Annotated in this window: 11 protein-coding genes; 3 read left to right on the top strand and 8 right to left on the bottom strand. The window is 39.4% G+C overall.

What is annotated here, in order from left to right; translation table 11 throughout:
* Positions 1-85 precede the first annotated feature (85 nt).
* Positions 86-562, bottom strand: a complete 477-nt coding sequence (locus M2448_RS07245) for a hypothetical protein (protein WP_280645243.1) — start codon at positions 560-562, stop codon at positions 86-88.
* Positions 563-1,330: 768 nt separating this feature from the next.
* Between M2448_RS07245 and M2448_RS07240 the strand changes: the two genes are divergently transcribed.
* Entirely contained in the window at positions 1,331-4,837 is a 3,507-nt protein-coding gene (locus M2448_RS07240) for a bifunctional proline dehydrogenase/L-glutamate gamma-semialdehyde dehydrogenase (protein WP_280645242.1), read from the top strand.
* Between the two features lie 145 nt (positions 4,838-4,982).
* Here M2448_RS07240 and M2448_RS07235 read toward each other — a convergent pair whose 3' ends face one another.
* The 7 genes from M2448_RS07235 to M2448_RS07205 all read right to left on the bottom strand — a co-directional run bounded on the left by M2448_RS07235 (position 4,983) and on the right by M2448_RS07205 (position 13,354).
* On the bottom strand, positions 4,983-6,311 hold the full coding sequence (locus tag M2448_RS07235) for a TolC family protein (RefSeq protein ID WP_280645241.1): 1,329 nt from the start codon (positions 6,309-6,311) through the stop codon (positions 4,983-4,985).
* A 17-nt stretch (positions 6,312-6,328) separates the two neighbouring features.
* Entirely contained in the window at positions 6,329-7,453 is a 1,125-nt protein-coding gene (locus M2448_RS07230) for an efflux RND transporter periplasmic adaptor subunit (protein WP_280645240.1), read from the bottom strand.
* Positions 7,454-7,887: 434 nt separating this feature from the next.
* Positions 7,888-9,144 (bottom strand): ABC transporter permease, encoded by a 1,257-nt coding sequence (locus M2448_RS07225; protein ID WP_280645239.1) that lies wholly within the window; start codon positions 9,142-9,144, stop codon positions 7,888-7,890.
* A 16-nt stretch (positions 9,145-9,160) separates the two neighbouring features.
* A complete protein-coding gene (locus M2448_RS07220) occupies positions 9,161-10,408 on the bottom strand; it encodes an ABC transporter permease (RefSeq protein ID WP_280645238.1) in 1,248 nt (415 codons plus the stop codon).
* 14 nt (positions 10,409-10,422) lie between these two features.
* The gene (locus tag M2448_RS07215) at positions 10,423-11,121 is read right to left on the bottom strand and encodes an ABC transporter ATP-binding protein (RefSeq protein WP_280645237.1); all 699 of its coding nucleotides are present in this window, start codon (positions 11,119-11,121) and stop codon (positions 10,423-10,425) included.
* Positions 11,122-11,427: 306 nt separating this feature from the next.
* Entirely contained in the window at positions 11,428-12,372 is a 945-nt protein-coding gene (locus tag M2448_RS07210; protein WP_280645236.1) for a hypothetical protein, read from the bottom strand.
* On the bottom strand, positions 12,365-13,354 hold the full coding sequence (locus tag M2448_RS07205) for a hypothetical protein (protein ID WP_280645235.1): 990 nt from the start codon (positions 13,352-13,354) through the stop codon (positions 12,365-12,367). The genes M2448_RS07210 and M2448_RS07205 overlap by 8 nt, the downstream gene beginning before the upstream one ends.
* Before the next feature lie 514 nt (positions 13,355-13,868).
* Here M2448_RS07205 and M2448_RS07200 point away from each other — a divergent pair.
* Together M2448_RS07200 and M2448_RS07195 are read left to right on the top strand one after the other, a co-directional pair.
* Entirely contained in the window at positions 13,869-15,629 is a 1,761-nt protein-coding gene (locus M2448_RS07200; RefSeq protein ID WP_280645234.1) for a hypothetical protein, read from the top strand.
* 20 nt (positions 15,630-15,649) lie between these two features.
* Positions 15,650-16,069, top strand: a complete 420-nt coding sequence (locus tag M2448_RS07195; RefSeq protein WP_280645233.1) for a hypothetical protein — start codon at positions 15,650-15,652, stop codon at positions 16,067-16,069.
* Positions 16,070-16,289: the final 220 nt, after the last annotated feature.

Genomic DNA, 16,289 nt, shown 5'->3' with positions numbered 1-16,289 from the left:
ATTATTGGATATTTTATTGATAGTATCCAATGTTTTGTTGATCAGCGTTTAGACTGCATCCGGGATATCCCAGATGCAGTTTTTATTATTTTGCCGGCTTCAGACCTACTTTATCCATAAATTTTACTTGTTCTTCGAGCATCTGATCTTCTATAGTCGAAGTCTTATTGTACAGTTCTTTCGCCAGAGACCTTATTGAATCTTTCTTCTCGGGACAGTCACAGTTCAGATTTACATAGCTGTCTGCTAAATCTGAAAAATCTTTGCTTACCAGATTGAAATACTCCAATGCCTTTTCATGAAACTCCGTTGCAGAATCTATATTCAGTTCATTCTTCAATTCGTTCATATTTTCGATAACATTGTTCGTATTATCCCTCAGATTCTCAACATCTGAAACTCTTAGAGCATCATCGTTTAATCGTTTATACACCTCTTCAAACAGCTCGCTTACATAAAAATAGTTAGATGCTACCTTTTCATTATAAGCATAGTTTGCATTTCCCATACAGGCCGTTAAGCCTATGATAATAAATGTGATAATAAATAATTTAACTCTCATATTGTATATAATTTTGTTTGTTGCAAATATACAATTTTATCCCTTTATAGAAAAGTGTTTATAAATGTTAGTGAAGTGGTTTGTATTTTGATGCTTGAGTAGTGCTTCTTGTAATTATTACGAAATAATTTTATCTATAAGAGCTAAAGAATAATCAGAAACAGTTATATGAAATATTTTCGGCCAAATTTAAACAGTTACTAAATGTAGGGGTGTACTTTTGGGGTCGTCCGAATACAAAAGCGGTCTTTGAAAGGAGTGTATCAGTTTATAGACTTCCGATTTACTAGAAAAAGAAGGAAATAAAAACCATCCGGCTGGCAGACCAAAAACTAGAAACATCGTTCAGCGAAATTAGCTCTGCTGAACGATGTTTCGAAGAATCGACGAAGTCAACAAGCGTGTAGCTAAAACTTGAGTGCAGATTTGTCAGGTTTTAGTTAAAAAATTAGTGTGCCTGTTTATAAAGTTCTAGTGTACTAGAAGAAGGAGGAGTTAAAACTAGCAGGCCAGTTAACTAGATACCAGTAAACTTGTAATCTTTGTCAGGTTTTAGTTAAAATAAAAAGCAATGACGAAAACCAGAAACTATTAACAGAAACAGGACATTGTAGGATGCTGATTGTTAATGTATAGAATATCAAATATTGAGTATATATATAAATTTATGAATATGATTATTTTCTATCATAAAAAGAGGTATTCTCTCAACTATTTAACCTATCTTAGAAGAGAAAATCTAACCTTGTTTAACATTATGTAAGTTCTATGGAAAAAATCACGTCTACGGAAGTCCTTGAATGGGCTAAAGATTTCCTCAATAAAGCGGAAAAAGAGTTAACTCCTGATGAGATTAAAGAACAGAAGAAGTATGCATCTCTGATTCAGACTCCGGCTAACAAAACATTGCTATCTAAAATGCTGGACGAATCGTCTCAAGTGAGAGACAACAGCAAAGTCATAAAGCGTATGACACTGTTGATAAAAGAGTATGGCATACCTGACTTTTTCAACTCGTTTGACAAATTTCAGTTGAGGCTTTTTATGAACTTCGGTTTTTTAGCTCCTAATATTGCCATGCCTCTGTTTAACCGCAGGCTGCGTAAGGAAACTAACAAGATAATTATAGCTGAAGAAAGACCGAAGCTGACCGATCACCTATCGGGCAGATGGAACAGTAAGATAGGACAAAATGTTAACCTGCTCGGAGAAGTCGTGCTGGGCGACGGGGAGGCAAACAAGCGTTACCTGCACTATCTGGAAGCTCTCAAAGAACCGGATATCAATTATATATCGATTAAGCTTTCAGGCATTTATGCACAAATACATCCGTTAAGCTACGAGCAGAACAAGGCAGAGTTGTGCGAGCTGGTAGCGTCTATATACCGTCAGGCTATCAAGTATCCGTACACAGATCAGGATGGTATTACCAAACCCAAATTTGTGAACCTCGACATGGAGGAGTACAAAGATATGGATATAACCCTTGATGTATTCGAGACAGTACTGAGTATGCCCGAATTTAAGGACTATACAGCAGGTATAGTAGTGCAGGCATACCTGCCTGATGCAGGACTGTTGCAAGATAGTCTCCTCACCTTTGCGAAAAAACGTTATGCAGAGGGCGGAGCGCCACTGAAAATGCGTCTGGTGAAAGGGGCTAACCTACAGATGGAGAGCATTATTTCATCGCTCAGGGGATGGCCTAATCCAATATTTGCAAGCAAAGTCGAGGTAGATGCCAATTATATGCGCATACTGGACATCGCTCTGCAACCTGAGAATGCAGAGGCATTACAGGTGGGTGTTGCATCGCACAATTTCTTTAGTATAGCATATGCTTACCTGCTCAGCCAGAAGAACGGTGTATCGGATTACGTTACGTTCGAAATGCTCGAAGGTATGGCAAACCACCTGCCGAGAGTTGTCAGGAACCTCGACAAGCAGATCATACTCTATACACCTGTAGTGAAGAAAGAGCACTTTCTGAATGCTATATCGTACCTTGTACGCCGTCTGGACGAAAACACAGGAAAAGACAACTTCCTCAGCTATTCGTTCAATCTGCAACTCAATAGTCCGCAATGGAACTTCCTTGTCAATCAGTTCGAAGAAGCTTACAAGCTGAAAGATACCATCGTGGCGAAGCCCTTGCGTACACAGAACAGGAATGAGAAGCCGATACCTGTGAAAGATATAAATGTATTCCATAACGAACCCGATACCGACCTCGACCTGGATCAGAACCGTCAATGGGCTTTGGGTAAGCTAAAAAAATGGGGTACAGAGGTAAACGGTGAGAACTTTATCGTGCCTGTTCAGATAGGCGATCGGGAAGTAATTACAGAGCATAAAAAGAAATACTACGACCGTAGCCGAAACGATGACGTATGCTTCTGTGAGGCTAACCTATCGACTCTGGATCAGATAAAAGAAATCATAACCATAGCCGAAGAGGATAAACCGGGATGGAGACAGACCGATGTAAACCGCCGCAATGAAATCCTGCATCAGGTAGCAGACAATATCAGCGCCAAGCGTGGTGACCTGATAGGCTGTATGGCCGCCATTACAGGAAAGACCTTTATGGAAGGTGACGTCGAAGTATCGGAAGCCATTGACTTCTGCCGCTTCTACCCTATTACGATGAAACACTTTGCCAAGCTGAATACAGTTTCGTACACTCCTAAAGGTATCATTCTTGTCATACCGCCTTGGAACTTCCCGCTGGCTATTCCTGTGGGTGGTATAGCATCAGCCTTAGCCGGAGGGAATACGGTTATATTGAAACCTGCTACTGTAGCCTTACCTATCGCATGGGAATTTGCCAAATGCTTCTGGGATGCAGGTGTACCGAAAGAAACCTTGCAGGTGGTATGTAGTGCCGACCGTTCGTCACTCAACTATCTCACTGCGCATCCATCCATTAAGCATGTGATACTGACCGGAGGAACCGATACAGCTTTCCGCCTGTTGGAAAACAGCCCACGCACTCCGTTATCTGCCGAGACGGGAGGTAAGAATGCGATTATCCTTACCGGAAACGGTGATCAGGATCATGCTATACTGAATGTTGTAGCATCGGCATTCGGTAATGCAGGACAGAAATGTTCGGCCTGTTCTTTGCTCTTAGTAGACAAGAAGACCTACAATGATGAAAGCTTCCGATCGAAGCTGAAAGATGCCGTAGAGAGTATGCGCACAGGCAGTGTATGGGATACGATGAATATGGTAGGCCCTATGATCACTAACGATAACGAGAAACTGTTGCATGCCATCGAGCATCTGGAAGAAGGCGAGTCTTGGCTCGTTGCACCTGAGTTTCTCGATGAGAAGAAGTATATATTGAAACCTACTGTGAAATGGGGAGTTAAGCCAAGCAGCTTTACGTTCAAGAACGAATTGTTTGCACCGCTGCTATCAGTTGTATGCATCGATGACCTGAAACAAGGAATAGAATATGCCAATTCATCCGAATACGGTCTTACTGCCGGATTGCAGAGTCTGGACGAGAACGAACAGCAGTTATGGAAAAACAGTATCGAAGCGGGCAACCTGTATATCAACAGGGGAATTACAGGCGCGATTGTCAATCGTCAGCCATTCGGCGGTATGAAACGATCGGCATTTGGTGGAGGCATCAAAGCCGGAGGGCCGAACTATGTTTCATGCTTCGTTAAGTTTGAAGAAAAGGCTGTGCCATCAGTTACCAATAAAGCCCCGCTTAGCGAGCTAATATCTGATGAGAAAGAACGTAACCGCTTCAACTACGCTTACGAAAGCTATATGAAGGAATGGGGGGCTGAATTCTCGCAGGAGAGGGATGTGAATCACATCTACGGAGAAGAGAATACGTTTCGTTATCTACCATTGAAGAGCGTAGGTTTCCGTGTTATGGAAAAAGACTCGTTATCTGATGTCCTGCTGGTGATCACAGCCTCAGATATTGCACGTACACCGATTACAATAAGTATCTCGGATAAGGATGCTAAACTGGAAACATTGAAGCAGGCTGTTCCGGCTCTGCTGAACGTACAGATGAAGATACAGGCAGAAGAGCAATTCATTGCCGAAATGGAACAATACGAACGTATCCGCGCCTGCTCCACAGAGTTACCCGATGCCGCATACCTGAAAGCAGCCAAACTAGGTAAGCACATTGCTTCGGATAAGCCGCTTGCAGAAGGCAGACTGGAATTGTTACACTATCTGAAAGAACAGAGTATAGCATTCGAGTACCATCGCTATGGCAGTATCTTTGGTGAAGATAAGTAGACAAGTGAACTACGAACTATAGATCAGTGAGGAGTTGTGTGCCGGAAAGGCCATAGCTCCTCTCCTATTAGAATACAAAACCCTGCGACTATATCTTACTATAGCGCAGGGCTTAATCATCACGGAAAGGTTCACTAAACTATTTTTATTGTATATCTATTTGTTTACCCTGATAGAAGTCCAATATTTTCGCCCTGAATATGAAATCGTACTTAGCCTGTATTTGTTTCGATTTACTGGTCAGAAGCGTTGTCTGAGCTTCATTGTATTCAAAGACAGTGGACTTGCCTAAATCGTAGCGTTCGCGGGCATACTTGAATGACTCTTCTGCTGCCTCATAGGCTTTGCCTGTCGAATTGAACTCAGACTGTGCTGCAGCTGCTTTCTGATAGGCTTGCTGAATTTCTTTATACAAAGCCAGCTTTGTATTATCCAATATCAGATTTTGATTCTCAATATCCAGACGTGCTGCTCGTACTCTGTTACGTGTCTGAAAGCGGTTAAAGATAGGAATTTTTAATGAAAATCCAATAACTTCAGATCCATAGTCACCCAACTGACGGGAAAAACTTAATCCGGTTTTACCGAAAACCTTAGTATAAGAAGTTCCATAACTGGCAGAAAAATCTAGTGTAGGCCAATAACCGGACTGAGCTACTTTCAATAACTTTTTATTGCTTTCCAGTTGTAGTTCAGCTTCTTTTATATGAGGTTTTATACCCAACGCCATCTGATAGACCTGATCAGGCGGTATAATACTACTGATATTATTATCTATGACATCCCCAAAATCAGGCACTACTACATCGAACCCTTCTGTAACGGATAGATTCAGAGCCTGAGACAGATTGAGTAAAGACAAGGCCAGGCTATTCTCTGCTGTAGTCACATTCAGTTCGTTCTTAGCTGCCGTTGCCTTTATATCATAGAGCTGCGATGCCGGAATTTTACCTGCGTCCAACAATATCTGAGTCTTTTCTACTTGTAGCTTGCTCAAAGCAGCCTGCTCCTGATTGACTTTCAGTATCTCTTTGTTCAGCAGAACTTCCAAAAACAAAGATACTACCTCCAATTCCAGATTCTCTGTTGCTTTTTTCAGACCTTCGGTAGCTGCCTGTAAACTAAACTCATCGGCCTTTATCTGATTGGGTATCCGAAAGCCGGTAAATACAGGCACCTCCGTCCCTATGCTGAACGAAGTTCTGGAGGTGTTTACCGACTCAGAAGTATTGTTTTGCAGAGTAGACCGTCCAAAACTGAAGTTCTGCCCAATACTGGCATTCAAATTAGGAAGACGGCTGTTCTTGCTTGTACTGAGGTTTATCTCCGCATTACTTACTTTCAATGACTGCTGCCTGAGTTCTATATTGTTTTGCACTGCATAATCGACACATTGTCGCAGCGTCCATTTTGTCTGCGCATGTATAGATATACAGGCGAGAAGCAAAACACATGATAATATATATTTTTTCATACGATTATGTCTGTTGATTATTTACCGGCCTCTTTCTTTGGTTTATCCTGTTGCTCATTTCCTCTGATCTTTTCGCCTTTAGCCAAACCTTCTTTTACTTCAACTTTAATTCCATCGGACAGGCCTATTTTTATATGCTTCTTGTCGAATGCCTGTTTATGATCTACCGAATCCTTCAGCACATATACATAGGCGGAATCGTTACTGAAAGTAATTGTACTCTCGGGAATTGTCAGCACCTTTTCTGCTTTGGACAGTACTATTTCAGCATTGGCGCTGTATCCTGCACGCACAACTACAGTATCCGGTATGCGGGCAGCAGCCTTTATTTCAAATAGGATAGCTCCATTCTCTTCTACACCTTTAGGTGCAACATACTCCAATGTGGCATCAAACTTCTGGTTCTCAATAGCACCTATCGACAATTTAATAGGCATACCTGCATGGATACGTCCTACTTCGGTTTCATCAATCTTACCGATAAATATCATATCGTTCATATTGGCTACTGTTGCAATGGTGGTACCATCATTGAATGTATTGGCCTGAATAACCGAGTTCCCTGCCTTTACCGGTACATCGAGTATCATCCCTGTTATTGTAGAGCGTATCTGTGTATTACTATATTGCGCTGTTTTCTTCGAAATACCCGTTTTTATGATATCAAGACTATTTTTTGATTTGTCCAATTCTTCTAAAGCCTTTTTATAGTCAGCTTCCGATTTATCCATCTCTTCTTTAGCAATGACTCCCTTTTCGTAAAGTTGTTTCTGACGGACATACTCGGTTTCTACCTGTGTCAGATTTATCCGCGCCACACTTACAGTGGATTCGGCGGTATTTAGCTGTGCCACGTCGGGAACAACTTTTACTGTAGCTATTATATCTCCTACAGTTACATAATCGCCGGCTTCCTTCAACACTTCAGACACGATACCTGATATCTGCGGTTTGATAAGAATCTCGTCACGAGGCGATACTTTTCCTGTAGCTACTGTCGTATTTTCGATATTACCCGACTCTACTGTGGTAATTTCATAGATGACCTGCTTAGGCTGCGACTTCTTCCAAAGAAAAACGAATGTACCAATGACAATAACCCCAATGAGTACAAACAATAGAATTCTGAGAATCTTTTTCATATTATTTAGTTTATAATTTTCTTATTTATAGCATTATAGATCAAATCACAAGATAATTCCCTGCTTCAAATTTTAACTAAAATGTAACGAATGTAATGAAACAGCGTTCGACAGTGCTAAGCGGAGTCAATTTGTATTGTTTTTGCTTTTCATTACTTTTTTAATTGCCACGACTTTTAAGTCGGGGATTCCAGCTTCGGGAAGTGACTTCAGCCAAAATCGTTTGGCTAAAGCCCTCCTTCTCTTTACCCTTTATCCTCCAGCTAAAGCAGGAGGCAATTTATAATTTTAACTAAAAAGTAACAAATGTAATAGATTTGTCTTGTTTTTATTCTTTATTACTTTTCAGACATTAACTATTTATCAATAAGCCCGATCGCTATCGGTTACCTAAATCTTATTGATAAAAATTTCCTAATCCAATTACAAATCCGTCATTCATCCCTGATAGCATCTATAGCTTTTATGCGCAAGGCTCTCATAGCCGGCATCAGTCCGGCAAGTACACCGGATATAACCAATACTATCAATGCTTTTATTGCCGTAGAGAAAGAAATAAATGGTGGTACAAAAAGCTTTATTTCCAGAACGCCGTTCTCCATCATGTAATCGACAAACTCTAACAGAGCAACTCCAAACAAGAACCCTATAAGTCCGGCAATAGAAGTCAACAGTAAACTCTCACTAAGCACTTGTTTTACGATGGTCACAGGCCCGGCTCCTAGCGCCCGGCGAACACCGATTTCGCGCGTCCGCTCTTTTACTGTAACCAGCATAATATTACTTATCCCTATTATTCCCGAAAGCAATGCTCCCATACCAACAAAAAACACCAAGAAATCTACACCGAAGAACAGAGCCTGAAAAGCCTGAAATATCTGCTCGGCATTGAAGCTCCCCATTGCTTTATCATCATCAGGCGATATATCATGAGCATTTTTCACAATGGATTTCACCTCTTCTTCCACTACTTTGGCCGGATATCCGGGTTTAGCCGTACAACCAAGAAAATCGATAACATCACCTTTATTATAGGTTTTCTGCATAGTGCTAAATGGTAAATGGACTGTGGTTTCGGGTCGTCCTCCTATCGATATCTGTGCTGTAGACGATATAACTCCTATCACCTGAAAATAAATTCCTCGCACGCGAATATACTGTCCGATAGGATCGTCACCGACGTTAAACAGCGTTTCGTAGATTTCCTTGCCAATAACGCATACTTTACGGTTATTCTTTATATCCACATCATTGATCACCCGTCCGTACATTATGCGGGGATTCTCTATTATAAAATTCTCAGGGTAGACTCCCTTTATTCCGTAAGTTCCGGTTTTTTCTCCCCTTACAATATTTTTATCGCTTCTCCACAGAAACAGCATCGGTGATATATGTTCTACCGACTGGGCTTTTTCGCGTATCAAGAGAAGGTCTTTATTATTCATGTTCCAGTAACGCCCTTTGCGATAGCCTTTATAAGCTTCACTTGTAAGCTCTGTATAAAAGAAGCATGAATTTGGAGCAAATCCGTCAACAACCTGCATCATCCCCCCCTTGAAAGCATTCCCTATGCCAATAAGTATTACAAGCATAAAGATACCCCAGAACACTCCGAAAGCCGTCAGTATGCTCCGCAGTTTATTTCGGGTTATCGTGATCCAAATTTCTTTCCAATTATCTAAATCAAACATTTTTATCCCTATTAGATTATTCTGATCTCATTGCTTCTATAGGACTGATTCTTGTGGCTTTCATAGCCGGCATAAGCCCGGCAACCGTACCACAAACGATAAGCACCAAAGTCGCCCACATTACAGTCGCCAGATCCACTGTCGTGTCTTGCAGCATAGAAGGGCTTCCGTCCGAAGGTGCCATAGATAATATCAGGTTAATAATTTCGGTAAGAGCTATCCCGAATACCATTCCTATATAACCGGCTGTGGCCGTTATAAGTATAGACTCGAAAATGATAAGCCTCAAGACTGATGCCGGAGAAGCTCCTATAGCTTTACGGATACCTATCTCCTTTGTACGTTCTTTTACCGTTATCAACATTATATTGCCTACTCCTACTATTCCTGCCATCAATGAAGCTGCACCAATAACCAGTATGAATACGTTGATGATAAAGAATATATTTTCAGCTTGCATCGAATCTTCTGCTGTATTCCTAATATAAAGTGCCGATCTGTCTTTTGGATTGAAACCGTGCAGATCGCCCATCTTTCCTCTTAGCATTTCTATAAATGCTTCGTTCTCTTCTTCTGTTTTCAGGTCTTTTATGGTAAATTCAATCTGGTTGAATCCATATCCTTTATTATACAGCATTTGTGCTGTTGTGAACGGAATATATGTAGGCATATCGTTTCTAAACTGATTCTTAACGCTATATATACCTATAACCTGATAAGCGATTCCTGTTGCTATCACATGTTTTCCGAGTGCATCTTCATCTTTGAACAAGACCTTTTTCGTATCTTCACTGATGACGATCACTTTGCGACGGGCTTCGATATCCATCTTATTTATAAACCGCCCTGCCGTTACTTCCACATTATTTATATAACCTGCATCGGGAGTAACCCCATCGAGTGTCCACGACCCGTATTCTTTTTCATACGAAATAATACTACTCTGGCTGATGCGCACCGAAATTTTTTCTACCCCTTGTATCTTATTTTTTATCAGGTCATAATCCTTATAGTCGAACCGGATGCTTCTACCCGACGGCAAACCATCGTGTGGCATAGAAGTCCTGCCAGGCCAAAGAGTTACAGTATTCTTTGCTCTATCCGAAAAGTTCGACATCATAGCATTACGGAAACCATTGCCGGCTGCCAGTAGAATAATCAACATAAATATCCCCCATGCAACTGCCAATCCGGTAAGAAAAGTACGCAGCTTATTCTTGCCTATAGTCGATAATATTTCGCGAAGTGAATCAAAATCAAACATAGATGACAGACAGATTACATTTCTATTACAGGATTCTCATTTACCTCAATTTCTCCTATTATACCGTCTTTGATATGGATAACACGATCTGTAGCATTAGCCACAGCCTGTTCGTGTGTTACTACCAGCATTGTCATTCCATCATCGGCGTTAATCTTACGAAGCAGTTCCATCACTTCTCTCGATGTTTTACTATCGAGGGCTCCTGTAGGCTCATCGGCTAGTATCACCTGAGGCTGTGCTATCAGGGCGCGTGCAATGGCTACACGTTGCTTTTGTCCACCCGACAATTCGTTAGGCATATGCTCGGCATGGCTGGCCAGCCCCATCTTGTCCAGATATTCCATAGCCATAATATTCCTCTTCTTACGGTTTACTCCCTGATAATAAAGTGGCAAGGCTACGTTTTCTAATGCGTTTTTGAAAGAAATAAGGTTGAATGACTGGAATATGAATCCGATCTTTTTATTTCTTAACTCGGCGGCTTTAGTCTCATTCTGATCCTTAATCAGCACATTGTCCAGATAGTATTCACCCGTATCATAATTGTCGAGTATTCCTAGTATATTAAGAAGGGTGGACTTTCCGGAACCGGATGCCCCCATTATCGAAACCAGTTCTCCTCTTTCTACTTCCAGATTGATTCCTTTCAGTACATGCAGAGGTACAGCTCCGTTACGATAGGTTTTGTTAAGATCTCTAATTCTTATCACGCTTATTCTGTTATTAAGATAGACACTAGGATAAATAAAGTAGGCAACTTTAAAGTTTATTCTACGTTTACATAGTACTTTACTTGCTTTTATACTTATATGTCGCAAAAAAAGCAGAAAGGTTACACCATTTGTATTTTTTAACAAATATTTTTTCCTTTTGCTATTATAAACTGGATAAACATCAGGTTATTCTGTTCCGTTTTTACGGAAACAGACTACGGATAAGTGAAATCAGAAGAGTGGATATAAAATAAAATATAACAGTTCTATAGTCTCGGAGAAATGGAAATATATCTTCCTTCGTTATATTCTGTCAATATATTTTCTTTGTCTCTCAAAATACTCAGCTTGTGCAGCCTCATTCGATTCGGTTATCAGTGTAGAGTATCTTTTCAGTGATTCGAGCCATTCTTTATGGGCACCACACATTCTGGGTGTTGTCAATGTTATCTGACTGAAAAACTGGAAATCGAAAAAAGATATTACACGTCCGTTCAATATATTATAACTGCTATTGACATCGATATTGAAACTCGATATATAGAAATTATATTTTATCCCGGAATCGGATTGTCCGGTTCTGGCAATCTTTTCTATATAATCGATCATGTGATTAAAATCTATTTTTATCAGACTTGCTTCAGCATCGCTTATCAGGTTGAGTCCATGAAAATAATGAACTTCTCTTAACGGGCTTAAAAACACATTAGGGTCTAAAATAAATACAATGTCTTTAGAGACCGAAGTTTCTGAACCGATAGCGGTTCTCAAAGTTTCTAATTCAGATGAAATATAAACATCTGCATAATAGAGCTTAGACAGATCGGTATGCCTGCGGTGCAACCATGTATAATAGAAGAACTTAAACAGAGAGCTGTAACGGGCTGTAAATTCTACCGGCAAGTAGTTGATAGCTATCATCATAGTATCTGTATTCTCCTGACTATCCATGTCTAACCGGTCTTTATATCTTTTGAGCCTCTCTATAAAAGCACCTTCCGGATCGTAGTACACATTAGGATATATGCCTTTTTCATTATCCTTCCTGAGCTTATCTAGTGAAAAGTCCAATTTCTGCGACAGTATAAACAGTTCTTCAAAAGAAAAAGACATCTTTCCTCTCAATCTGCGATATGCTGATTCCTTACCTATATCGAGTACCTCTGATAAATAATCGACGGGCTTTATATTAGATGGTATAAGCTGAGTTATAGTATTTATTATTCTTGTTCTTATATCACTATTCATATATATAGTCTTTGCTTGTAAGGGTTTTTATATAATCACGCTGCTTGTCGATAAATTGTGTTTTCGATGCCTCATCACATCCTGTTATTAAAATAGAATATTTTTTCAGTGCATTAATCCATGATAAGAATGAATCACATAATGCCGCATTCGTCGTATGGATACTGGTTCCAAAAGACAGCCATAAATCCAGTGTTTCTTCATTATCGGACCGGCAATACAGACCTGTAGAGTCTATTTGAACGGTAGATATATAAATGCGATTTGTAAAATCGTCTACTCTTTCCTGCTTGATTATATATTCCATTGTATCTACAAATTTCAGAAAATCATTTTGTAGCAGGATTATCTCTTCTTCGGAGATCAGTTTTCTTCTATAGTAATATTGGACTTCTGTAAGTGTATTTTTAAGGAAATTACTATCCAGTATATAAATATGATTACCTGTATATTTATATGTTAAAAGTGTCTCTCTCAAAGCAATAATATCATCAGAGAGTGTTACATCGGACATGCTGTAGTTTAAAGGTTTTTGCTCTGTCTGATGCACCCACTTGTAATAATAAAATTTAAATATATGCTCATAGTTTATGCTTGATAGAATCATAAGCCGGTTGGAAGCAACTGTTACTTCCACATCTTTAGCTTTGGCAATTCTGTCTTTATTGGCTATATAAGAAGAAAGAAATTCACTGAATTTTTTTTGCGGGTTCAGTCCCTTATTCGAGCGGATATGAAATAAAACAGGGTATTGGCTCGAATCTTTTTTTTCTATAAATAATATTTCGTCTAATGAAAAAGACAGCTTGGATGATAATATAATCAAGTCATCCAACGTGAATGAGACATCGCCCTTTAATCTTCTATATACAGATTCTTTGCTGATATTTAAGACTTCGTATAAAAAATCAGCAGGATTTAGATAGTCCGGTATTTTAGCTAATATTTTCTCCAGAATATTTTTTTTTAGTATAGGGTCCATAATTGTCTGGTATAATCAGTTTCACAACAATATCGGTTAATTTATATTTTCTATAGTAATCAGGGTACAAACAGGCATAAAATAAAACTACAGTATTACATAATCAAATGGTGGTGCAAAATTATTCCGAATCTAAAGATAAGAATAAGCATTTATTAAAATTATAACACTTCTCTTTGTCATAAAGTTGAAAATAGAATAATATTTTCTTTATTTTTTTTATAATATTTCTATTCATAACTTCCTTACTTTACAATGTCAATGAGACACACAAAGTAATCAATTAGATAAATTAATAATATATAACGATAAAGGGCAATACAAGGGTTCTGATTATCAGCAGTACTGATGAAATAAGCAATGATATCAATTATTAGTGCCTAAAATTAACTGTAAAATAATAATTCTCAAGCATCTGAATGAGAATTAACCTTTTAAAACAATAAACCGATTATTGTTTTCTGCTATTATGACTATTTTATTTACAAAACAAAATATATTCAATTTTTTAACTATGTCTATTTTCAATATTACATTTCGTCAAAATAGAAAAAGAATTATTTATTTATTCATCAAATTCTTATTCATTGGGCTTGTCTCTTTATCGATCTCAACATCACCGTTATTTGCCCAGGTTACGATCGGTTCAAATGCAAAACCAAAACAAGGAGCATTACTTGATCTGAAGGAAGATAATGAATTAAATCGGAATACAGATAAAGGAATACTCTTGCCACGAGTAAATCTGGAGGATAAAGAAGAGCTCTACCCGATGTTCGAGACCAATGCTTCCGATTATACAAACTATGAAAAAAAGATACATACAGGCCTAATAGTTTACAACCTCACAGATGATACGGATGCCGACTTATGCCCGGGTCCTTATGTATGGAATGGGCAGGTGTGGGACAGGCTATGGGAACCGTGTGCAACTATATTCAGTATCGACTGTAGAGGCATCGTATCAACAGCAACAGTAAATACCCGAATGTCCAAAACAGTTCGGATTCCTTATACAGTAAATACTACACCATATACAGTTCCGGTAGTAGTGGCCGGAGGTCCGGTAAACGGTATTTATGCAGTAATTACAAACCAACAAGTATTGAATACAACTACAGGATATGTCACTGTTACTCTCACAGGTACTCCTACCTCAGCGGGGCGCACATCAATTCCAATCACTATTGGAGGTAGTAGTTGTGAAATTTCTGTAGATGTTGCCAATACTATTTCACTGGATTGTTCGGGAGTTTCGACAACCGGAACTGTTAATACAAGTATGACTAAAACTGTGCAGGTACCATATACTATAGGCAGTGCACCATATACAGTTCCTACAGGTATAATCGGCGGGCCGGTAAATGGCGTGTATACTGTAATTACAAGCCAGCAGGTATTGAATACAACTACAGGAAGTATTAGTGTAACACTCGCCGGTACGCCTACATCATCCACCAATTTCCAAGTGCCGGTCACAATAGGCGAAAGCACCTGTGCTGTAACCGTTGAGATGGCTGCACCATTCTCGCTGGAATGCACCGATGTATATGTAACGGGCTACAAAGATGTGGATATGAGCACAACCACACCTGTAGTACAGATACCTTATAAGCTTCCGGCCGGAGCATCCTATTCTTTATCTGCGGGTACGATAGGGACTTATGGAAATATCATCGCAAGTGTTGATGCTCAAACACTCAACGCACCATCAGGCTTCATCAATGTCAAATTCACCGGTGCTTCTGCCAACGTCGTAGAGAGAATGCCATTCTCTATAAACATTGCAGGTAAGGAATGTTCGATCTATCTTTCCACTATTGCACCTCCGGCCGACTGTCCGGATGGCTCATCGGCAAGAGCATTCGTTTTCCAGCAAGGATCGAAATGGTATGTAGTCGCCAACGGAGGAAATTATAACGGCTACTCTGTTGCTCAAACAATAGAGTGTAGCAGCGAAGAAGAAGCGTTGAGGCATCCTCGTGCGTTGCAGTATTGTGGCACATATAAAACCGGCAGATGTATAAAATTATTTAACAGAAGTGGAGTAGAAACGGCGATAGTATCTATGACCGACCGTAGTTCTCGCTGGAGCATCAAAATTACCGAAACAAATGGAGGTTGCTGGCAGTCGATCATCGCTTATAGTGGAGGAAAAATGGAAAGCACACTTTATGCGACAGGAAATCTCGGTGCCGTAAATGTTTCGAATGGCGTGGGATACTTAGGTGTGATTACCGGAACAGCAATATTAACGACAAAACCATTAAGATAAATAAACAAATTCTATAAAATATGAAACAAATAAAACAATGTAAAACAATAATCGGAATATTAACTGTTATATTCCTGTTATGTTATGGCACAGGGCTGCATGCCCAAGTGACAATAGGATCGGGAATCAAGCCCAATAAGGGTACATTACTAGACTTGAAAGAATGGAGCCCTGCCAACCCCGATACTGATAATTCAACTACCAGCAAAGGACTGGGAATGCCAAGAGTAAATCTGACAGCCCTGACGGTCATTTCGGATATTACCGGAGCAGAGGGTAAAGAAATAGAACATACCGGACTAATGATTTATAATGTCAACAGAATAGATGCCGCAGATATATTTCCCGGATTATATGTATGGGACGGAGCTATCTGGCGTCCCCTTAAGACAAGTACTCAGGTGCAGAATAAAAATGCCCAAGCGCAAAAAAATCTTTAGTACTAAAGTATATTCGTTCTAAACAATTAAGTAACTGTTTAAATTTGATCGACACTCTTATTTTCTATTACTTCAAATATATTTATTCTTTTGTTCGCAGGTTTAGCGGACTAAACCAAGAGTGGAAAGAATAAAAATAAGAGCCAAAGAACAATCAAAAGCAGTCATATGAAATATTTTCGTTCAAATTTAAACAGTTACTTATATTTTCCTTCAATTC

The sequence above is a fragment of the Dysgonomonas sp. PF1-14 genome (genome assembly GCF_029892965.1).
Taxonomy (GTDB): domain Bacteria; phylum Bacteroidota; class Bacteroidia; order Bacteroidales; family Dysgonomonadaceae; genus Dysgonomonas.
The sequence above is the reverse complement of the archived record's forward strand: the minus strand, read 5'-3'. Positions and strand labels throughout refer to the sequence as shown.